Source organism: Arthrobacter sulfonylureivorans (genome assembly GCF_022637435.1).
In the GTDB taxonomy this organism is placed as follows: domain Bacteria; phylum Actinomycetota; class Actinomycetes; order Actinomycetales; family Micrococcaceae; genus Crystallibacter; species Crystallibacter sulfonylureivorans.
The window spans coordinates 3,460,466-3,480,780 of the sequence record NZ_CP093326.1; the positions used below are offsets into that span (position 1 = coordinate 3,460,466).

Annotated in this window: 11 protein-coding genes and 1 rRNA gene; 6 read left to right on the forward strand and 6 right to left on the reverse strand. The window is 65.8% G+C overall.

The window, feature by feature from the left end; genetic code table 11:
* Positions 1 to 57 precede the first annotated feature (57 nt).
* A 16S ribosomal RNA gene (locus tag MNQ99_RS15995) occupies positions 58 to 1,581 on the reverse strand.
* Between the two features lie 499 nt (positions 1,582 to 2,080).
* On the opposite strand from MNQ99_RS15995, the gene MNQ99_RS16000 reads away from it, so the two are divergent.
* A complete protein-coding gene (locus tag MNQ99_RS16000; protein ID WP_241913632.1) occupies positions 2,081 to 3,277 on the forward strand; it encodes an integrase catalytic domain-containing protein in 1,197 nt (398 codons plus the stop codon).
* A gap of 71 nt (positions 3,278 to 3,348) precedes the next feature.
* On the opposite strand, the gene glgB is transcribed toward MNQ99_RS16000, so the two are convergent.
* From glgB to MNQ99_RS16015, 3 genes are read right to left on the reverse strand one after another with little or no spacing between them, the layout of a single operon-like run.
* The gene (gene glgB, locus MNQ99_RS16005; protein ID WP_241913633.1) at positions 3,349 to 7,209 is read right to left on the reverse strand and encodes a 1,4-alpha-glucan branching protein GlgB; all 3,861 of its coding nucleotides are present in this window, start codon (positions 7,207 to 7,209) and stop codon (positions 3,349 to 3,351) included.
* Positions 7,202 to 9,004 (reverse strand): maltose alpha-D-glucosyltransferase, encoded by a 1,803-nt coding sequence (treS, locus tag MNQ99_RS16010; RefSeq protein WP_241913634.1) that lies wholly within the window; start codon positions 9,002 to 9,004, stop codon positions 7,202 to 7,204. The genes glgB and treS overlap by 8 nt, the downstream gene beginning before the upstream one ends.
* A complete protein-coding gene (locus MNQ99_RS16015) occupies positions 9,004 to 11,052 on the reverse strand; it encodes an alpha-1,4-glucan--maltose-1-phosphate maltosyltransferase (RefSeq protein WP_241915401.1) in 2,049 nt (682 codons plus the stop codon). Before MNQ99_RS16015 ends, treS begins: the two co-directional genes overlap by 1 nt.
* A 146-nt stretch (positions 11,053 to 11,198) precedes the next feature.
* Between MNQ99_RS16015 and glgP the strand changes: the two genes are divergently transcribed.
* The 5 genes from glgP to MNQ99_RS16040 all read left to right on the forward strand — a co-directional run bounded on the left by glgP (position 11,199) and on the right by MNQ99_RS16040 (position 17,096).
* Entirely contained in the window at positions 11,199 to 13,832 is a 2,634-nt protein-coding gene (gene glgP / locus MNQ99_RS16020) for an alpha-glucan family phosphorylase (protein ID WP_241913635.1), read from the forward strand.
* Positions 13,833 to 14,107: 275 nt separating this feature from the next.
* Positions 14,108 to 15,172: a YihY/virulence factor BrkB family protein gene (locus tag MNQ99_RS16025; RefSeq protein ID WP_241913636.1), complete on the forward strand. Its 1,065-nt coding sequence runs from the start codon at positions 14,108 to 14,110 to the stop codon at positions 15,170 to 15,172.
* A gap of 48 nt (positions 15,173 to 15,220) precedes the next feature.
* Entirely contained in the window at positions 15,221 to 16,054 is an 834-nt protein-coding gene (locus tag MNQ99_RS16030; protein WP_241913637.1) for a hypothetical protein, read from the forward strand.
* On the forward strand, positions 16,051 to 16,512 hold the full coding sequence (locus tag MNQ99_RS16035; RefSeq protein WP_127513274.1) for a phage holin family protein: 462 nt from the start codon (positions 16,051 to 16,053) through the stop codon (positions 16,510 to 16,512). The genes MNQ99_RS16030 and MNQ99_RS16035 overlap by 4 nt, the downstream gene beginning before the upstream one ends.
* The gene (locus MNQ99_RS16040; RefSeq protein ID WP_127513275.1) at positions 16,509 to 17,096 is read left to right on the forward strand and encodes a DUF3618 domain-containing protein; all 588 of its coding nucleotides are present in this window, start codon (positions 16,509 to 16,511) and stop codon (positions 17,094 to 17,096) included. Before MNQ99_RS16035 ends, MNQ99_RS16040 begins: the two co-directional genes overlap by 4 nt.
* Positions 17,097 to 17,180: 84 nt before the next feature.
* Here the strand turns inward: MNQ99_RS16040 and glgX are convergent, their stop codons facing one another.
* On the reverse strand, positions 17,181 to 19,178 hold the full coding sequence (glgX, locus tag MNQ99_RS16045; protein WP_241915402.1) for a glycogen debranching protein GlgX: 1,998 nt from the start codon (positions 19,176 to 19,178) through the stop codon (positions 17,181 to 17,183).
* A 114-nt stretch (positions 19,179 to 19,292) separates the two neighbouring features.
* Positions 19,293 to 20,270, reverse strand: coding sequence for a 23S rRNA (guanosine(2251)-2'-O)-methyltransferase RlmB (rlmB, locus tag MNQ99_RS16050; protein WP_241913638.1), 978 nt, complete (start codon positions 20,268 to 20,270; stop codon positions 19,293 to 19,295).
* Positions 20,271 to 20,315: the final 45 nt, after the last annotated feature.

The window sequence follows — 20,315 nt, forward strand, 5'->3', positions numbered from 1 at the left end:
GCAAACCACCCAACCCGCACAGTGGCGTGTTGGGAACGGTTCGAGGAAGCTCCTTAGAAAGGAGGTGATCCAGCCGCACCTTCCGGTACGGCTACCTTGTTACGACTTAGTCCCAATCGCCGGTCCCACCTTCGACGGCTCCCTCCCACAAGGGGTTAGGCCACCGGCTTCGGGTGTTACCAACTTTCGTGACTTGACGGGCGGTGTGTACAAGGCCCGGGAACGTATTCACCGCAGCGTTGCTGATCTGCGATTACTAGCGACTCCGACTTCATGGGGTCGAGTTGCAGACCCCAATCCGAACTGAGACCGGCTTTTTGGGATTAGCTCCACCTCACAGTATCGCAACCCATTGTACCGGCCATTGTAGCATGCGTGAAGCCCAAGACATAAGGGGCATGATGATTTGACGTCGTCCCCACCTTCCTCCGAGTTGACCCCGGCAGTCTCCCATGAGTCCCCGCCATTACGCGCTGGCAACATGGAACGAGGGTTGCGCTCGTTGCGGGACTTAACCCAACATCTCACGACACGAGCTGACGACAACCATGCACCACCTGTGAACCGGCCCCGAAGGGAAGGACTGTTTCCAGCCCGGTCCGGCCCATGTCAAGCCTTGGTAAGGTTCTTCGCGTTGCATCGAATTAATCCGCATGCTCCGCCGCTTGTGCGGGCCCCCGTCAATTCCTTTGAGTTTTAGCCTTGCGGCCGTACTCCCCAGGCGGGGCACTTAATGCGTTAGCTACGGCGCGGAAAACGTGGAATGTCCCCCACACCTAGTGCCCAACGTTTACGGCATGGACTACCAGGGTATCTAATCCTGTTCGCTCCCCATGCTTTCGCTCCTCAGCGTCAGTTACAGCCCAGAGACCTGCCTTCGCCATCGGTGTTCCTCCTGATATCTGCGCATTTCACCGCTACACCAGGAATTCCAGTCTCCCCTACTGCACTCTAGTCTGCCCGTACCCACTGCAGACCCGGGGTTGAGCCCCGGGCTTTCACAGCAGACGCGACAAACCGCCTACGAGCTCTTTACGCCCAATAATTCCGGACAACGCTTGCGCCCTACGTATTACCGCGGCTGCTGGCACGTAGTTAGCCGGCGCTTCTTCTGCAGGTACCGTCACTTTCGCTTCTTCCCTGCTGAAAGAGGTTTACAACCCGAAGGCATTCATCCCTCACGCGGCGTCGCTGCATCAGGCTTGCGCCCATTGTGCAATATTCCCCACTGCTGCCTCCCGTAGGAGTCTGGGCCGTGTCTCAGTCCCAGTGTGGCCGGTCACCCTCTCAGGCCGGCTACCCGTCGTCGCCTTGGTAGGCCATTACCCCACCAACAAGCTGATAGGCCGCGAGTCCATCCAAGACCAAAAAATCTTTCCACCCACCACCATGCGGTGACAGGTCATATCCGGTATTAGACCCGGTTTCCCAGGCTTATCCCAGAGTCAAGGGCAGGTTACTCACGTGTTACTCACCCGTTCGCCACTAATCCCCGGTGCAAGCACCGGATCATCGTTCGACTTGCATGTGTTAAGCACGCCGCCAGCGTTCGTCCTGAGCCAGGATCAAACTCTCCGTTAATGTTTCAAACAGACACAGCACCAAAGGCCGGGAAAACGACCAAAGACACTGCACTAAATTCAAACCAGGCTGATAAAACCGCGACACACCACAGGGGCGGCACGCCACGGCACTTCAACCAATAAATAATTGGTATCAACAAACTTGGCACACTATTGAGTTCTCAAACAACAGGAGCACCCGGCACCAAGACGACCCTCACAGGCCCTCCATCGCTCCGGAGCAACTTTTCTAACTTACCGGCGTCTTCAGTCTTTGTCAAACTGTCCGGCCGGTTCCTTCCGGCGGCCAAGGCCTCCGGTCGGCTTCGCACTGGCGGCTTCACCGCCCTGCGCGGATATAAACTCTAGCACCGCTCGGGCCGGAAGTAAATTCCACGACGAGACTCATCTAATGTGCTCGCGAAACGGGGCGCGTGCCTCATTTGGGAAATGCTCGCGAAAGTCTGGGGCCGAGCGGCGGGCGGCTGGGACCATGGCGGATGGGTCAGGGATTGTCGATGGCGACGAAGCGGGAGATCACGAAGCAGAAGGCCCGGGAGTATGACCGGGCGTCGAAAAAGGAGAAGGGACGGATCCTTGACGAGCTCGCCGCGACGATGGGCTGGTCCCGCGCCAACGCCAGGCGCCAGCTGAAAGCGGCCGGGAAACGGAAAGGACCTGCTTCGGCGGTGAAGCGGAAGCCCAGACCGCGGACCTACGGCTACGACACCCTGAAAGTCCTGCAGCTGGTCTGGACGCTCTCCGGCGAGCCGTGCGGCAAATACCTGGCGCCGATCATGGCTGACATGCTCGAGTCCTTGGAACGTTTCGGCGAGCTGAAACCGGTCGAAGACCGCCTGAACGATCATGTGCGTGGACAGCTGGTGGCCATGAGCGCGGCGACCATCGACCGGTTGCTGAAGCCGGCCAAGGACGCCCGGTATCCCGACGCTGTTTCATCAACCAGGCCCGGTCCGCTCCTGCGTTCGGAGATACCTGTGCGCCAGGCTCTGGACGAGATGGAACAGCGCCCCGGTTTCCTGGAAATCGATCTGGTGGCCCACTGCGGGCATTCGCTGGAAGGCGAGTTCGCCTACACCCTGACCGCGACCGATGTGTTCACCGGCTGGACCGAGAACATCGCGATCAAGAACCGGGCGCATAAATGGGTCGTTCAGGCCATGACCACCGTCGCGAAGCGGTTGCCGTACCCAATGGCCGGACTGGACTGCGACAACGGCGGCGAGTTCATCAACCACGCCCTGGTCGGCTGGGCTGCCGAACGGACCTTGTTCATGACCCGGTCCCGCCCGCATGAGTCCAACGACAACGCCCACGTCGAGCAGAAGAACGGCGACATCGTCCGCAAGAGCGCCTTCCGCTACCGCTACGACACCCCGGCGGAACTGAGCCTGCTCAACGAGCTCTGGGGCTACGTGAACCTGCGCAAGAACCTGTTCCTGCCGACCAAGAAGGCCAACGGCTGGCGCACCACCAGATCCGGGCGGAGCACGCGCACTTACGATGCCCCGAAGACACCCTTCCAACGCGTCATCGACAGCGGCGTCCTCTCCGCGCAGAAGATCGCACAGATCGAAGACCTGCGCAGGAACACCAATCCTGCCGGGCTGACGCGGAACATCGTTAGACTCCAGCAAGAACTCATCAAGGCAGCCAAAACCAAAACACTCGCCTTCAGGAACCGCGTTTCGTGAGCAGATTAGGTGAGGCACGCAGAGAACGTTTCGCGAGCATATTGACGTGAGGCACTACGTTCCGCTGCCGTTCATCCCTCCGTCACGCGGGCGGACGGCCCGGCCGACGGCTTCAGGTACATGACGCCCAACGGGGGAACCCGCAGAACGGCCGAGGCCGGGCTGTCCTTCCAGCCGCCTTCTTCTGCTGCGATCACACCCAGGTTGCCGACGCCGGATCCGCCGTATTCGGCCGCGTCCGTATTCAGCGTCTCGTCCCAGTCTCCGGCCCACGGCAGCCCCAGCCGGAAGCCTTCATGTGGAGCGCCGGCGAAGTTCGCCACGCAGACCAGCGGGTTGCCCTGCTGGTCCCAGCGGATGAAGGACAGAGTGTTGTGCACACCGTCGTTCTCATCAATCCATTGGAAGCCGGCCGGCTCATTGTCCCGCTCGTAGAGCGCCGGCGTGGAGCGGTAGATCCCGTTGAGGTTGCGGACCAGCCGCTGCAGCCCCTTGTGCGGAACGTTTTCGGAGAGCCACCAGTCCAGTCCGTGCTGTTCGGACCACTCGGATTCCTGGCCGAATTCGGTGCCCATGAAAATCAGCTGCTTGCCTGGGTGCGCCCACTGGAAGGCCAGGTAGGCGCGCAGGTTGGCCAGCTGCTGCCAGCGGTCGCCGGGCATCTTGCGCAGCATCGATCCCTTGCCGTGCACTACCTCGTCATGGCTGATGGGCAGCAGGAAGTTCTCCGTGTAGGCATAGACCATCGAGAAGGTGGCCTTGCTGTGGTGGTACATCCGGTTAACCGGGTCCTCGGCCATGTACTCGAGGGTGTCGTGCATCCAGCCCATGTTCCACTTCAGCCCGAAGCCGAGGCCGCCCGCGCTGGTCGGGCGGGTCACGCCGTCGAACGCCGTGGACTCTTCCGCAATGGTGACGATGCCCGGCACCCGCTTGTACGCGGTGGCATTGACTTCCTGCAGGAAGGAGATGGCCTCCAGGTTCTCGCGGCCGCCGTAGATGTTGGGGAACCACTCCCCCTCGTTGCGTGAGTAGTCGCGGTAGAGCATCGACGCCACCGCATCCACGCGGAGCCCGTCGATGTGGAATTCCTCCAGCCAATACAACGCGTTGGCCACCAGGAAGTTGCGGACCTCGCTGCGGCCGTAGTCGAAAATCAGCGTGCCCCAGTCCGGGTGCTCGCCCAACCGCGGGTCGGCGTGCTCGTACAGCGGCTGGCCGTCAAAGCGGGCCAGCGCCCACTCGTCCTTGGGGAAGTGCGCCGGCACCCAGTCCAGGATCACGCCTATGCCGGCCTGGTGTAGCTTGTCCACCAGGTACTTGAAGTCGTCCGGATGCCCGAACCGCGAGGTCGGCGCGTAGTAGGAGGTGACTTGGTAGCCCCACGATCCGCCGAACGGATGCTCGGCCACCGGCATGAACTCCACGTGCGTGAAGCCCTGCCAGCTGACGTATTCGGCCAGCTGGTCGGCCAACTGTCGGTAGTCCAGCCCCAGCCGCCACGATCCCAGGTGCACCTCGTAGACGCTCATCGGCCCGTTGTGCGGGTCGCGGACGGCGCGTCGCTCCAACCACTCTTGGTCGCCAAAGCGGTAATGCGACTCGACCACCCGCGAGCCGGTCAGCGGCGGGACCTCGGTCCAGCGGGCCATAGGGTCGGCCTTTTCGCGCCACTGGCCGTCCTGGCCCAGCAGCTCGTACTTGTACACGGCGCCGGCCTCCACGCCGGGAATGAACAGCTCCCACACGCCGGATCCGCCCATTGAACGCATCGCGTGGCGGGATCCGTCCCAGTGGTTGAAGTCGCCCTTGACCCGGACGGCGCGCGCATTCGGCGCCCAGACGGCGAAGCTGGCGCCGGCGGTGTCGCCCAGCGCGGAGTTGTAGCGCCGCACATGGGAGCCCAGCGCGGACCACAGCGTCTCGTGCCGGCCCTCGCCGATCAGGTGCAAGTCGATCTCGCCCAGGCTGGGCAGGTAATGGTACGGGTCATCGACGATGCTGGGGGCACCGCCGTCGTACGCCACCTCGAGGCGGTAGTCCGGGACGTGTCCGGGGTCGTCGGCAGGGAAAACCGCCACCCAGATGCCTTCGTATTCGTGCTCCATCGGCACGCGCAGCGAGGGCGTGACCACGGTGACGGAGTCGGCCAGCGGACGCCGGGTGCGGACGGTGACGTGCCCGTGGTCATCCACGTGCGCGCCAAGCACTGCGTGCGGCTGGTGGTAGGCGCCGTGCGCGACGGCGGTGAGCACCTCCGCGTCGACCGGAACCGGGGCGCCGTTTCGGCGGCCCGACGACGGGGATCCCGCCGACGCTGCGGATGCCTCGGCGGTGGGCCGGACGGGCGTGGCGGCCGTCGTGGGCCGAATGCCCGCGGCAGCGCCGGCGGGGCCGACTCCGGCGGCGGCCATGCCCCGGCTGGCCGCGGTTTGCCCGCCCGCGCCGGCCAGCGGGGCCAACGCCTCGCGGACGCCGCGTACCGGAACCTTGACCCAGCGCGGACGATTGCGCTGTTCGTAGACCACCTCATAGAGGGCCTTGTCCAGCAGCAGCGCCAGATACAGGGTGGACGAGGTGTCCACCGGGTCGCCGGTCTCTTCGCGGTAGCCGTCCAGGAAGGCGGTGCTGGCCTGCGCCGCCCACTCGTCGGCGGCTGCCGCTGCCGCATCGTCGGGCCCGGCCAGCCGGGCCACCCCCGCGGCGTAGTCGAAGGAGCGCAGCATGCCGACCACGTCGCGCAGCGGCACGTCATCCGTGCCGCGCTCGCCCATCGGCCGAAGCGGCTCGCCCTCGAAGTCCAGCACCACCCAGCCTCGTTCCGCGGAGTCCAGCACCTGGCCCAAGTGGTAGTCGCCGTGGATCCGCTGCAGCTCGGGAAGCTCGGTGATTTGGTCCAGCCGGTCCAGCAGTTCCTGCACGGCCGCGTCCATCGGGCCTACCGATGCCCCGGCCTGCGCCCAGCCCCAGCGGATCCGTTCCGCCAGCGCTGCCTTGAACGCGCCGACTTCCTGGGCATCCGCCCGGTGGCTGCCGGCCGCGTCCCGCAGGCTGCGGTGGATCCGTCCGGTGACGGCTCCGAGCTGGCGCGCCTGCGAGCTGAAGTCGGTTCCGTCCAGCGCCGAGCCGGACGCTGTGCGCCACGCGTCCTGGCTGTCCGGCAGGAACTCCCGCAGCACGCTGAGGTGGCCGGTGTCCCACAGACGGTCGCTGCCGTCGTCGTTCTGGCCGGGGGTGAGCCAGCCGCCGGTGACCCAGCCGTAGGTGGCCGGGACTTCCCGGCAGCCGGCATCCGTGAGCAGCACGCCCACTTCCACGTCCGGGTTGGCGCCGGCTTCCAGCACCCGGAAGAACTTCACAATCAGCGGTCCATGGCTGGATTGAACCACCACAGACGTATTGGACTGCTCGCCCAACAGCACCGAGGCCTCCAATCCGGTGGAGAACTCCGGCCACGTCTCGAACCCGGCGCCGGCATGGCCACGGGTGTGCCCATCGCCGGTCACCGCCTGCCGCCGCATCAGTTCCAACCAGGCGGCGACGAACACGGGATCGTGCGCGCCGTCGTAGATCCAGCGCTCCCCGGTGCCGCTGTCCGCACCGTCATCCCCGCTACCGGCCCAGGCTGCAGCAGCGTCGCCGCCGTCACCCGTGCTGCCCTCGGGTTCCTGCTGCGCGCGCCCCACCAGCGCCGCGTCCCCGCCGGCCAACGGCTCTTTGCGGTAGCTCAGCGGCACGTTGACCACATGGACGGCGTTGGCCGTGTGCACGGCAACGATGTGCACCTCCAGTCCCACCTCGCCGGACGGATCCTGTAGCCGGATGCCGCCCAGCCGGTGCAACACGGATTCCTGGCCCTTGGCCGGGAACCAGCGCTGCGCGGTCAGCCATGGGTGCAGCAGTTCGGGAATGCTCGGCGTGAATTTAGGCATGGGTTGTTGCCACCTCGGTTTCTTCAGTCGCGGGTCTGATGACCGGGAGGGTCTCAGTCTGCGGTGATGCCAGGTTGGATGCAATCGAGCGCAGGCGCAGCCAGAAGAAGTCGTGGCTGCCCAGCGTCAGGGTGAGTTGGCCGGCGTCGTCAAAGGCCGGGAACGGGGTGCCGCCGAACAGGTCGCGCAACCCGCGGCCGGCGTATTGCGGCAATTGCAGCGGGGCCGCCACCGGGTGCTGCGAGAGGTTGAAGATGCACAACAGCACTTCTTTGTCCACGCCCTCCGGATTGTTTTCCGGCACCTCGCGGAGGAAGGCCAACACCGATTCCGATTCCACCGGCACGTTCTGGTAGCTGCCCAGGCCGAAGGCGGGGTGTGCCTTGCGCACCGACAGCATCTGGCGCAGCCAGTGCAGCAGCGAGCTGTTGTGCGCCAGTTGCGCCTCTACGTTGACGTAGTTGTAGTGGTACACCAGCGACTGCACTACCGGCAGGTAGAGCTTGCCCGGGTCCGCGGTGGAGAACCCCGCGTTGCGGTCAGGGTTCCACTGCATCGGCGTGCGGGAAGCATCGCGGTCTTCCAGCCAGATGTTATCGCCCATGCCAATCTCGTCCCCGTAATACAGGAACGGGCTGCCCGGCAGCGAGAGCAGCAGCGCGTGGATCAGTTCGATTTCCGCCCGGGAGTTGTCCAGCAGCGGGGCCAGCCGGCGGCGGATGCCGATGTTGGAGCGCATCCGCGAGTCCGGGGCGTACCAGCCGAACATCGCCTCCCGCTCTTCCATGCTGACCATTTCCAGCGTCAGTTCGTCATGGTTGCGCAGGAACGTTGCCCACTGAGCACCGGCCGGGATCGCCGGGGTCTCCTCCATGGTGGCCACGATCGGCCCGGCGTTCTGGTCCCGCAGGGCGTAGTAAAGCCGCGGCATGATCGGGAAGTGGAAGGCCATGTGGCACTCCGGACGCACTCCGCCGTCGTCGTCCTGCTGGCCGAAATATTCCACCACCTCGTGCGGCAGCTGGTTGGCTTCGGCGATGATCACGCGGCCCGGGTATTCGGCGTCAACCATGGCGCGCAGGTCCTGCAGGAAGGTGTGCGTGGCGGGCAGGTTTTCGCAGTTGGTCCCGTCCTCTTCGAACAGGTACGGGATGGCGTCCGCGCGGAAACCGTCGATCCCCTGGTCCAGCCAGAACCGCACCACGTCGAACACCGCCTCGATCACCTTCGGGTTCTCGAAGTTCAGGTCCGGCTGGTGGCTGAAGAAGCGGTGCCAGTAAAACTGCCGGCGGATCGGGTCGAAGGCCCAGTTGGAGTCTTCGGTGTCCACGAAGATGATCCGCGCGTCCTGGTATTTCTCGTCCGTGTCGGACCAGACGTAGAAATCACCGTACGGGCCGTCCGGGTCGCGCCGGGACTGCTCGAACCAGTCGTGCTTGTCCGAGGTGTGGTTCAGCGGCAGGTCGATGATCACACGCACGCCGCGGGCGTGGGCCTCGGCCACCAGTCGTTTGAAGTCGCCAATGGTGCCGAACTCGTCCAGCACGTCGTAGTAGTCCTCGACGTCGTACCCGCCGTCGCGCAGCGGAGACTTGAAGAACGGCGGAACCCACAGGCAGTCGATCCCCAGCCACTGCAGGTAGTCGAGTTTCTCGATCAGCCCGGAGAAGTCGCCCGACCCGTCCCCGTTGGCGTCCGCGAAGCCGCGTACCAGCACCTCGTAGAAAACGGCCTTGCGGTACCAGTGCGGGTCGTGGGCCAGGCCCGGAGCATGCAGCTGAAACGGGCTGGCCATCAGCGGCTCCTACGGATGTGCAGGACGTGGGCCGGTTCCACGTGGGCGTCCAGCCGCACGTAGTTGTGCTCGCCCCAGCGCCAGCTCTGTCCGGTGAGCAGATCGTCCACCCAGAACGTGCCGTCGTCGTTGTAGTCCTCGTCCCGCAGCCCCAGCGCCGCCAGGTCCAGCGAAACCGTTGATTCGCGCGCACTGTGCGGATCCACATTCACCACGACGACGACGGTGTCCCGCCCGCCGCTGTGGGATTCGGGCAGGTGCGCCTTGTGTTTGGAGTACACCACCGTGGCCGGATCCGTGCTGCGGTGCACGGTGAGGTTGCCCAGGTCGCCGAGTGCAGGATGGGCCCGCCGGATGGAGTTCAGCCGGGTCAGGTACGGTGCCAGCGAGCGCCCTTCGGCCTCCGCGGCGGCGAAGTCGCGGGCCTTGTACTCGTACTTTTCGTTGTCGATATATTCCTCGGCGCCCGGCCTGGCCACGTGTTCGTACAGTTCGTAGCCGGCATAGACGCCCCAGAGCGGACTGGCCGTCGCCGCGAGCACCGCGCGGATCTTGAACGCTGCCGGGCCACCGTACTGCAGGTACTCGGTGAGGATGTCCGGAGTGTTGACAAAGAAGTTGGGCCGGAAGAACGCCGCGGTCTCGTGGCTGATCTCGGTGAAGTACTCTTCGATCTCGTCCTTGGTGTTGCGCCAGGTGAAGTAGCTGTAGGACTGCTGGAAACCGGCCCGGCCCAGCGCGTGCATCATGGCCGGCCGGGTGAAAGCCTCGGCCAGGAACACCACGTCCGGATGCTCGCGGTTCACCGTGCCGATCAGCCACTCCCAGAACCACACGGGCTTGGTGTGCGGGTTGTCCACCCGGAAGATCTTCACTCCGTGCGAAATCCACAGTTGCACAATCCGCAGGACCTCTTCGGAGAGGCCGCGCGGGTCGTTGTCGAAGTTCAGCGGATAAATGTCCTGGTACTTCTTCGGCGGATTCTCCGCGTAGGCAATGGTCCCGTCGACCCGGGTGGTGAACCATTCGGGATGCTCGGTGGCCCACGGATGGTCCGGGGCTGCCTGCAGCGCCAGGTCCAGTGCCACTTCCAGGCCGAGTGCTTCGGCCGCCGCCACGAAGGCGTCGAACTGCTCGAAGCCGCCCAGATCGGGGTGGATGGCATCGTGTCCGCCGTCCTTGGAGCCGATGGCCCAGGGCGAGCCGGGGTCCCCCGGACCGGCGGTCAAGGTGTTGTTCGGGCCCTTGCGGTTGATCTCGCCGATCGGGTGGATGGGCGGCAGGTAGATCACATCAAAGCCCATGGCGGCGACGGCCGGAAGCCGCTCGGCCGCCGTCGTGAAGTCCCCGGAGGTCCAGATGCCGGTCGCCGGGTCGTAATGCGCGCCTTCCGAGCGCGGGAAGAATTCGTACCAGGCGCCGCGGCCGGCCTGTTCGCGCTCCACCAGGATGGGGTACTGCTTCGAGGGGCTGACCAAGCTGCGGATCGGGTGGCTGCGGACCGCGGCCAGCACCTCCTCCGAGGTGCCCGCGGCCAGCCGCTCGTGCACCGAGAGGGATTCGTCGGCGAGCGCTGCGGCAGCTTCGCGCAGCACCTGCGCATTCTCTTCCGGCCGCCCGCCTTGCCCGCCGGCCTGTTCCAGCAACTGCCTGCCTTCGGTGAGCATCAGGTCCACGTCGACGCCGGCGGCGATCTTCACCTCGGCGTTGTGCCGCCAGGTGGCGTAGTTGTCCCCCCAGCCTTCAATGTGGAAGGTCCACAGGCCGGTGCCGGTGGGCCGAATCTTGCCGTGCCAGCGGTCGGTGCCGGTGGCCCCGGGCGTGAGCCGGGCGCGCTGGACCGGGTTGCCGTCCGGGTCGAACAGCACCGCGGTGGCGCCGATCTTATCGTGCCCCTCGCGGAAGACGGTGGCGGCCACCTCAATGTCCTCGCCCGGAATCGCCTTGGCCGGGAAATCGCCGCCGCCGACCACGGGCCAAACATCGACCACCGGAATCCGGCCAAATTTCAGGCGCTGCGTTGGATGGGACGGGCTGTGCTCCTGCATCGAAGTCGTCACAAGACTAGACGTTAGCGAGAATCCATCCCGATTGCGAAGGATCCAGGCGCCGCGGAGACTCATTGGCGGCCAGTTCGGCGCGCATTAACCTGCCGGTCATCACCGGTGGAGGTATCTGCGCTAACGTAGGCCGGGTGAAGGCAATCCGCAGATTTACCGTCCGCACTGTCCTCCCCGAGAGCATTGCTCCGCTGGCCCGTCTGGCAGGCAACCTGCGCTGGTCCTGGCACCGGCCAACCCAGCAGCTCTTCGAACAATTGGACCCCAAGGCTTGGGCCGAGGTGGGTCAGGATCCGGTGGCCCTGCTGGGCTCCTTTACCCGCGAACGGCTGCGCGAGCTCGCCGCCAACCAGCAGGTGGTGACCCGTGTGCGCGAACTGGACGCGGACCTGGAGCAGTACCTCACCGAAGACCGCTGGTACCAGACGCTGGGAGCCGATGCCCCGGCGTCGATCGCTTACTTCTCCCCCGAGTACGGCATCACCCACGTGCTCCCGCAGTACTCCGGCGGCCTGGGCATTCTGGCCGGCGACCACCTGAAGGCCGCGTCCGATCTAGGCGTGCCGCTGGTGGGCGTGGGCCTGCTCTATGCCGCCGGCTACTTCAAGCAGTCGCTGAGCCGCGACGCGTGGCAGCAGGAGACCTATCCCGTGCTTGACCCGGACGGCCTGCCGTTGACCTTGCTGCGCGAGGCGGACGGGCAGCCGGCCCAGGTTACCTTGCCGCTGCCGAACGGGCGCCGACTCGGCGCCTTCATCTGGCGCGCCGATGTGGGCCGGGTGCCGCTGCTGCTGCTGGATTCCAACATTCCGGGCAATGATGAGGCGGCGCGCGGCATCACCGACCGGCTCTACGGCGGCGGCGGCGACCACCGGCTGCAGCAGGAACTGCTGCTGGGCATGGGCGGGGTAAAGGCGCTGCGCGTCCACCAGCGGCTCACCGGCGCTCCGGCCCCGGAGGTCTTCCACACCAACGAAGGGCACGCGGGTTTCCTGGGCGTCGAGCGCATCCAGGAACTGGCGGCCGCCGGCCTGAGCTGGGACGAGGCGCTGGCCGCGGGCCGCGCCAACACCGTCTTCACCACGCACACTCCGGTGCCGGCCGGCATCGACCGGTTCGACAAGGCGCAGATCCAGCACTTCTTCAGTGCCGGGCTCGCCCCGGATGTGCCCACCGCCAAGATCCTGGAACTGGGCGATGAGAATTACGACGGCGGAGACCCGTCCAAGTTCAATATGGCCGTGATGGGCCTGCGGCTGGCGCAGCGGGCCAATGGCGTGGCCAAGCTGCACGGCGTGGTCTCGCGCGGCATGTTCTCCGGGCTCTGGCCGGGCTTCGACCAGCAGGAAGTGCCGATCGGCTCGGTGACCAACGGCGTGCACGTGCCCACCTGGGTGGATCCGCGGGTTGCGGAGTTCGCCCGGTCGGCGTTCGGCAACCAAACCGTGATCGACCGCCAGTGGGAGCGCGTGTACGACGCCGCCGACGAGGATATCTGGGCGCTGCGCCGGACCCTGCGGACCAACTTGATTGACGATGTCCGCCGCCGGCTGCGCGCCTCCTGGAAGAAGCGCGGCGCTGCGGATGCCGAGCTGGCCTGGACCGATTCGGTGCTGGACCCGGACGTGCTGACCATCGGCTTTGCCCGGCGTGTGCCCACCTACAAGCGGCTGACCTTGATGCTGCGCGATCCTGCCCGGCTCAAGGCACTGCTGCTGCATCCCGAACGGCCGGTTCAGTTGGTCATCGCCGGCAAATCCCATCCGGCGGACGAGCAGGGCAAGCGGATGATCCAGGATCTGGTGCGTTTCACCGACGACCCGGAGGTCCGGCATCGGATTGTCTTCCTGCCCAATTACGACATCGCCATGGCCCGCACCCTCTTCCCGGGTTGCGACGTGTGGCTGAACAACCCGCTGCGGCCGCTGGAAGCCTGCGGCACCTCCGGTATGAAGGCGGCCATCAACGGCGGCTTGAATCTGTCCGTGTTGGACGGCTGGTGGGACGAAATGTTCGACGGCGGCAACGGCTGGGCGATTCCGACGGCGAACCCCTCCACCGACGCCGGGACCGACGACGTGTTCGACCCGGATGAGCGGGACGACATCGAAGCGGCGGCGCTCTACGATTTGGTGGAAAACCATGTGGCGCCGCGTTTTTACGCCGCGGAGATATCCGAAGGCGCCGGAGCCGCCGGCCCGTCCGACCCGGTGGGGACGGACAAGGTACCGCACCAGTGGATCGCCATGATCAAGCACACGCTGGCCAACTTGGGGCCGGCCGTCTCCGCGGAACGGATGCTGCAGGACTATGTGGAGCAGCTCTACCGTCCCGCATCGACGTCCGGGCAGGCCGCCCGAGCTGACGATTTCGCCGCGGCGAAGGAACTGGCCGCGTGGACCAGCAGGGTCCGCAATGCTTGGGGCGACGTGTCGGTGGAGCATGTGGACTCGATGGGCATTACCGACGAACCGCAAATCGGCGAGTCGCTGACGGTCAATGCCTACGTCCGGCTCGGTCCGCTGGCACCGGACAGCGTCATCGTCCAAGTGGTCCACGGGCAAGTCACCGAAAACGACGATCTCGCGCAAACTTCCACCGACGACCTGACCGTCGCCGAGCAGCTGGGCGACGGCCGCTACCTGTTCACGGGCCCGGTGACCATCGACCGTTCCGGGTCGTTCGGCTACAGCGTGCGCGTGCTGCCCAAGCATGCGTCCCTGGCTAACCAGGCCGAACTCGGCCTGGTAGCCAACGCCAGCAACTGATTCCCGGCCGGCCGGCCGGTCCCTGATGATGGCCGGCCGGCATCGGAAGCGGGCGTCCCTGTCGGGCGTCGGTGTCGGGCTCCGCCCGCTGCCGTAGCCAAAATTCCGCCGATTCCCGCCGCTACCCTACCGCGGCAGCGCACCGAAATTGGCCCGCAATGGCCGGGAAATCTGCCCCATCGTACGTCCTTCTGTGTGGCACACCCCTTTATTATCAGCATGCTGACTAATAACATGAGGGTGTTCCGTCCTAATGAACCACAGAGGAGGCGAATATGGGCACCGGTACCGAGCAAGGCACCGCACCACCGCCGGACCATGAGGACAAGCCTCAGACTCCCCCACAGGTGAAGAAGGCCTCCTGGAAGTACATACTCCGCAAGACTTTCCGTGAATTCACCGACGACGACTGTACGGATCTGGCGGCTGGGCTGACGTACTACGGCGTCCTGTCGCTGTTCCCGGGTCTGCTGGCCTTGGTTTCCGTTCTGGGACTGGTGGGACAGGCCGAAAAAACCACGGACGCCATGCTGAGCATGGTGGAGAAGGTGGCGCCGGGCCAAGCGGTCGATGTCATCCGGCAGCCGATTGAGCAGCTGGCCAGCTCCCAGGGAGCGGGGTTGGCGTTCGTCATCGGCCTGGTGGGTGCCATCTGGTCTGCCTCCGGTTACGTCAACGCTTTCGGCCGGGCCATGAACAGGATCTATGAGGTCGACGAGGGCCGGCCGTTCTGGAAACTTCGCCCGGTCATGCTGCTGATCACCATTGTGGTGCTGATGCTGGCGGTGCTGATGATGCTGATGCTGGTGTTGTCCGGGCCGGTCGCACAGGCCGTCGGTTCATTGATCGGTCTCGGCGAAGCGGCACTGACCGTCTGGAACATCGCCAAGTGGCCGGTGCTGGTCATCTTCGCGGTGGTGATGATCGCAGTGCTGTACTACGCGACGCCCAACGTGAAACAGCCGAGATTCCGCTGGATGAGCCTCGGCGCCCTGATCGCGCTGCTGGTGCTGGCTCTGGCAACCCTCGGCTTTGCCTTCTATGTGGCCAACTTCGGTAACTACAACAAGACCTACGGTGCCATTGGCGGTGTGATTGTGCTGCTGCTGTGGTTCTGGCTGGCCAACCTTGCCCTGCTGTTCGGCGCTGAGTTCGACGCAGAGACCGAGCGCGGCCGGCAACTCCAGGCTGGCATCGCCGCCGAAGAAAACATTCAGCTTCCGGTCCGTGACAGCCGCAAGAGCGACAAGAACGCCGAGAAGGAAGAGGAGGACATCGCGCGGGGCCGCAAGCTCCGTCATGCCTACGGGCAGGAGGAGGAATCCCGTGAACGCACCTGAAATCACCAGGCCTGACAGGAAGAAACCCGACACAGAAAAGGAATTGCCATGACCACGAATTCAAGTTCCGGCAGTTACGACGAGGGAGTTCCCGTTTACCCGGCCGGAGGCGCGGCAGTCCCGCCACCCACGACTCCGCCGGCCACCGGCCAGCCCAGGAGCGAGACGGCCAAGACCGAAGCGAAGGAAGTAGGTCGCGAGGGAGTCGAAGCCGGCCAGCATGTGGCGCAGACGGCCAAGGGCGAGGCAAAGCAGGTGGCCCACGAGGCCAAGGAGAAGGCCCGGGACCTGATGTCCGAACTGGGCGACGATGTCTACGGCCAGGCCCACACCCAGCAACAGCGCGTGGCCTCCGGGCTGCGGTCGATCGGTGAAGAGCTGAGCTCTATGGCCCGCAACTCCGACCAGTCCGGGACCGCGACGCATCTGGTGAGCCGCGCCGCAGACAGGGCGGACTCCGTGGCCGGCTGGTTGGAAAACCGCGACCCCGGTTCCCTGCTGGACGAGGTGAAGCGCTTTGCCCGCCAGCGTCCCGGTGCTTTCCTGGCCATCGCGGCAGGCGCCGGCATCCTGGCCGGCAGGCTGGCCAAGGGCCTGACCGCCGACAGCGGCGGAACGGGCAGCGGCGTCGGAACGGGTCAACGAATGGGCACGCACCGCGCCACCGCCGGACCGGTCTACGCCTCGCCGGAGACGACGGCCGGCAGTTATGAAGCCCAAGGCGCAGCGGGCTACGCGGCACCGGGTGCGCAGACGGGGTCGGCCCTTGGTGGTGCACCGGCACAGCCTGAGACCACCTACCCGGTCGGCGAACCGCCCCTTGGCGGTCGCGGCACCGCGATCCCGGACCGCAACCCCTATGACGACGGAGGAACACGATGAGTCATCAGCAGGTGCCCGGTAACCAGCGGGTGCCCGGCCAGGATTCCGCCGAACCGACACGGGCGGAAATCAAGGCCGAGAATGAGTCCCTCGGCGACCTGCTCAGCCAAGTCAGCAAGGACATCTCCGTGCTGATGCGGCAGGAACTGGAGCTTGCGAAGGCCGAGCTTAAGGAGACCGGCACACGCGCCGGCAAGGGAGCAGGCATGCTGGGCGGAGCCGGTGTGGCCGGCCATTTCGTCCTCCTATTCCTCTCCCTGGCCCTCTGGACCCTGATGGCCTACTTCATCGGCCTGGCTTGGTCCGCCCTGATCGTGGCAGTCATCTGGGCCATCATTGCCGCCATCCTCTACTCGGTCGGCCGCAAGCAACTCAAGACCGTTCAAGGGATGCCCCGCACCGCCGAGTCAGTGAAGAAGATTCCGGAAACATTGAAGCCAAGTGAGGAAGCACGATGAGCCAGTCACCAGAAGAAATTCGAGCCGATATCGAACGGACACGCGCACGGCTGGGCACCGACGTGGACGCGGTCGCGGAGAAAGCCTCGCCGTCGAACATCGTCCACCGGCAGACGGACAAGGTGAAAGATTCCGTCGGCCGGGTGAAGGACAAGGTCATGGGCGCTGCCGACGACGCCGGCAGCAACACGAAGTCCATGATGCACGACGCCGGCGAGATGGCCAGCGACTTCCCGCACCGGATTGCGCGCAAGACGGAGGGCAACCCCCTGGCGGCCGGCCTGATCGCCTTCGGCGCCGGCTGGTTGCTGTCCTCGCTGTTCCCCGCGAGCCGCATGGAGCAGCAGGCAGCCGAACGGGTCAAGGAAGAAGCCCAGCCGGTGGTCCAGCAGGTCAAGGACTCTGCCCAAGAGGTGGCGCAGGACATGAAGGAGCCCGCCCGGGAGGCCGCCGAGGATCTGAAGTACTCGGCCCAGGACTCGATGGACAGGGTCAAGGCCGAAGGCACGTCCGCCGCCCAGGACGTCAAGGATCGGGCACAGGAGGCCCGCGGGAATGTGCAGGAGCCGCCACGGCAGGTCTGATCCGAGGTCTGATCCGTCTCGGATCGCGTCCCACCGCGCGGTAGTCCGGCGCCGGGAGAGCCCCTTGGGCCCCCGGCGCTGGATTTATGTCAGGCGGTAGATCGAGATGGCGTTGGCGCCCACAATGTCCTTCTCGCCGCTGCGGATCTTGGCCCCGCGTCGTTGATCGTCGACGTGCGAGGTGGTGTAGAGCAGCTCGAACGGAATTTTTTCGCCGCGGTGCTTGCCGAACTCCTGCAGCGACCGTGGATCGGGCATCACGATCTTCTGCGGCTGGCGCCCCCCGTTGATGACCACCAGACCGTCAATCACGCCTTGCGGCGACCCCATCAGCAGCTGGACCATGCGGCTGTCGGGGTCGTTCCAGTCCTCCGGCGTCATCGGTTCGCCGTCGGCATTGAACCAGAGCAGGTAGGAACTCTCCTCCCGCGCCGGATAGTTGTAGGGCTGGTGCGCCAGGAAGGACCGGCGGATCCGGATCAGCCGGCGGGTGACATCAAACATGCGGTGTTCGCGCTCATCCAGCTGCCAGTTGGTCCAGGCCAGGGCGTTGTCCTGGCAGTACGCGTTGTTGTTCCCCTGTTGGCTGCGCCCGATCTCGTCCCCGGCGCAGATCATCGGCACCCCCAGCGACAGCAGCAAAGTGGCCATCAGGTTCCGCGCAGTCCGCTCCCGCGCATCCAGGATCCGGCTGTCCCCGGTGTGCCCCTCGACGCCGTGGTTGTAGCTGCGGTTGTGGTCGTGGCCGTCGCGGTTTTCTTCGCCGTTCGCCTCATTGTGCTTGCGGAGGTACGACGTCAGGTCGGCCAGAGTGAAACCGTCATGGGCGGCGACGAAGTTCAGCGAAGCCAGCGCCGTGCGGCCGGAACCGACGAACAGCTCGGTGGACCCGGCCAGGCAACTGGCCAGCCTGGCCACGGTCCCGCCCTGCCCGCCGGAGGCCGCTGCGGCCTGGTCCGCCAGCCAAAAATCACGGACGGTATCGCGGAAGTTATCGTTCCAGTCGGTCCAGCCAGGCGGGAAGTGGCCGGTCTGCCAGCCGCCGTCGCCCACGTCCCACGGCTCGGAGACCAGTTTGGCTCCGGACAAAACGGAGTCGGCGCCGACGGCCACCAGGAACGGATGGCGGGGATTGAAGTGGTTCTGCCCATCGCGGCCCAGGGACACGGCCAGGTCGAAGCGGAAGCCGTCAATGTGGAACTCTTCCACCCAGTAGCGCAGCGAGTCCAGCGCTAACTGGATCACCCGCGGCTCGTTGAAGTTCATCGTGTTCCCGCAGCCGGTGGTGTCCAGGTAGTTCCCGTGGCCATCGTGCCGGTAGTACACGTGGTCCGCCAGACCGCGGAAGGAATATGTGTCCTGGTCTTTCCCGCCCTCGGCTGTGTGGTTGTAGACCACGTCCAGGAGCACCTCGATCCCCACCGAGTGCAGCTTCTTTACCATCGCGCGGAACTCGTCCTGCACGGCGCGCGGGCCCGCGGCTTGGGCGGCCGCGGTGGCGTAGCCCGGCCAGAGCGCGAAGAAGCCCAGCGTGTTGTAGCCCCAGTAGTTGGCCAGGCCCAGGTCCTGCAGGTGCGGCTCGTCCAGGTGGTAGTGCACCGGCAGCAGCTCCAGCGTGGTGATTCCCAGTTCCAGCAGGTAATCGACCATCACCGGGTGCGCCAGGCCGGCGTAGGTGCCGCGCAGCTCTTCCGGAATCTCCGGGTGCAGCATGGTCTGGCCCTTGACGTGGCACTCGTAGACCACCGTGTCCCGCCAGGGCACGTGCGGGCGCGAGTCGTCTCCCCAGTCGAAGCCGCCGGTGACGTACACGGAACGCAGCACGCCGCCGTCGTCGTCAATGGCACGCCCATACGGGTCCAGCAGCAGCTGCCCCGAGGCCGGCAGCGCCTGGCCGTGCGGCCAGAAGGCGTAACGGCTGCCGGCGTCCAGGCCCTTGACCGTGCCGTGGTGGACGCCGTCGGTGAAGGCCTTCAGTTCAACGCGCTGCCAGGCGCCGCTTGCGTCCTGGAAGTGCACGTCCAGTGTGGCGTGCCCGGGGGCGAACACCGCCACATTCACCGCACCGGGGATCGCCGGCATCCCCGGTGCCGTGGCGCTGACCCCCAGCGGGAAGGCCCGGGAAAGCTGTGGCGGGCGGACCGGCAGCTTGGGGGAAATGCTCTTGGCGTGACGGGCCAAACGGTCCACCTGCTCCTAGCGGGCGCGCTGCCGCGATATCTCGTACAAGCTGATGCCCACGGCCATCGAGGCGTTGAGCGATTCCATCGCCGAATCGATCGGGATGGAGACAATCTGGTCGCAGTTCTCCCGGACCAGCCGGGAGAGGCCCTTGCCCTCGGAACCGACGACCAGGCACACCGGCTCGGTGGCCAGGGACAGGTCGGGCAGCGACACGTCGCCCTCGCCGTCCAAGCCCAGCACGAAGATGCCCAGCTGCTGGAAGGCCTTGAGCGTGTTGTTCAGGTTGTTCGCCTTGGCCACCGGGACGCGAACGGCCGCGCCGGCGCTGGTCTTCCAGGCGGAGGCCGTCATGCCCACGGAGCGGCGCTCGGGCACCACCACGCCGTGGCCGCTGAAGGCGGACGCGGAGCGGATGATGGCTCCGAGGTTGCGCGGATCGGTAATCCCGTCCAGTGCCACGAACAGCGGGGCATTGTTGATGTACCCCTTCTTGAACTTGGCCATGGTTTCCTCGGCCAACTCCAGCGCGTCCTGGTATTCGTAGGGCGGGATCTGCAAGACCAGGCCCTGGTGGACGGCGTCGTCGGTCATCCGGTCCAGTTCGGTCTTGTGCGACTCCAGCACCGGGATGCCGCGTTCGGCGGCGATCTTCAGCGATTCCTTGACCCGGTCGTCCATCTCGATCCGGACTGCCACGTGCAGCGCCTTGGCGGGCACCTCGGCGCGCAGGGCTTCCACCACGGAATTGCGTCCGGTCACCATCTCGCCGGCGGTCTTGCCCCGGCGGGCGGCGGTGCGCTGGCCGCCCTGGTGTTTGGCGGCCGAGCGTTCGGAGAGCTGCTTGGTGCGGTACGCCTTGTGGTACGGGCGGTCTTCGGCCTTCGGCGTCGGCCCCTTGCCTTCGAGCGCCTTGCGCCCGTGGCCGCCGGTTCCTGTGGTGGGTCCCTTCTTGGACTTGCGCACCGCTCCGGGGCGAGGTTTGTTGGCCATCGAAAACTACCTTTGGTGTTGGGGAAGGTGGGTTCCCGCTGGCGC

What these genes read in the sequence shown, in the direction of transcription:
- MNQ99_RS16000 (WP_241913632.1), top strand. Translation starts at nt 2,081, where the DNA reads ATGGCGACGAAGCGGGAGATCACGAAGCAGAAGGCCCGGGAGTATGAC.
- glgB (WP_241913633.1), bottom strand. Translation starts at nt 7,209, where the DNA reads ATGCCTAAATTCACGCCGAGCATTCCCGAACTGCTGCACCCATGGCTG.
- treS (WP_241913634.1), bottom strand. Translation starts at nt 9,004, where the DNA reads ATGGCCAGCCCGTTTCAGCTGCATGCTCCGGGCCTGGCCCACGACCCG.
- MNQ99_RS16015 (WP_241915401.1), bottom strand. Translation starts at nt 11,052, where the DNA reads ATGCAGGAGCACAGCCCGTCCCATCCAACGCAGCGCCTGAAATTTGGC.
- MNQ99_RS16025 (WP_241913636.1), top strand. Translation starts at nt 14,108, where the DNA reads ATGGGCACCGGTACCGAGCAAGGCACCGCACCACCGCCGGACCATGAG.
- MNQ99_RS16030 (WP_241913637.1), top strand. Translation starts at nt 15,221, where the DNA reads ATGACCACGAATTCAAGTTCCGGCAGTTACGACGAGGGAGTTCCCGTT.
- MNQ99_RS16035 (WP_127513274.1), top strand. Translation starts at nt 16,051, where the DNA reads ATGAGTCATCAGCAGGTGCCCGGTAACCAGCGGGTGCCCGGCCAGGAT.
- MNQ99_RS16040 (WP_127513275.1), top strand. Translation starts at nt 16,509, where the DNA reads ATGAGCCAGTCACCAGAAGAAATTCGAGCCGATATCGAACGGACACGC.
- glgX (WP_241915402.1), bottom strand. Translation starts at nt 19,178, where the DNA reads ATGCCGGCGATCCCCGGTGCGGTGAATGTGGCGGTGTTCGCCCCCGGG.
- rlmB (WP_241913638.1), bottom strand. Translation starts at nt 20,270, where the DNA reads ATGGCCAACAAACCTCGCCCCGGAGCGGTGCGCAAGTCCAAGAAGGGA.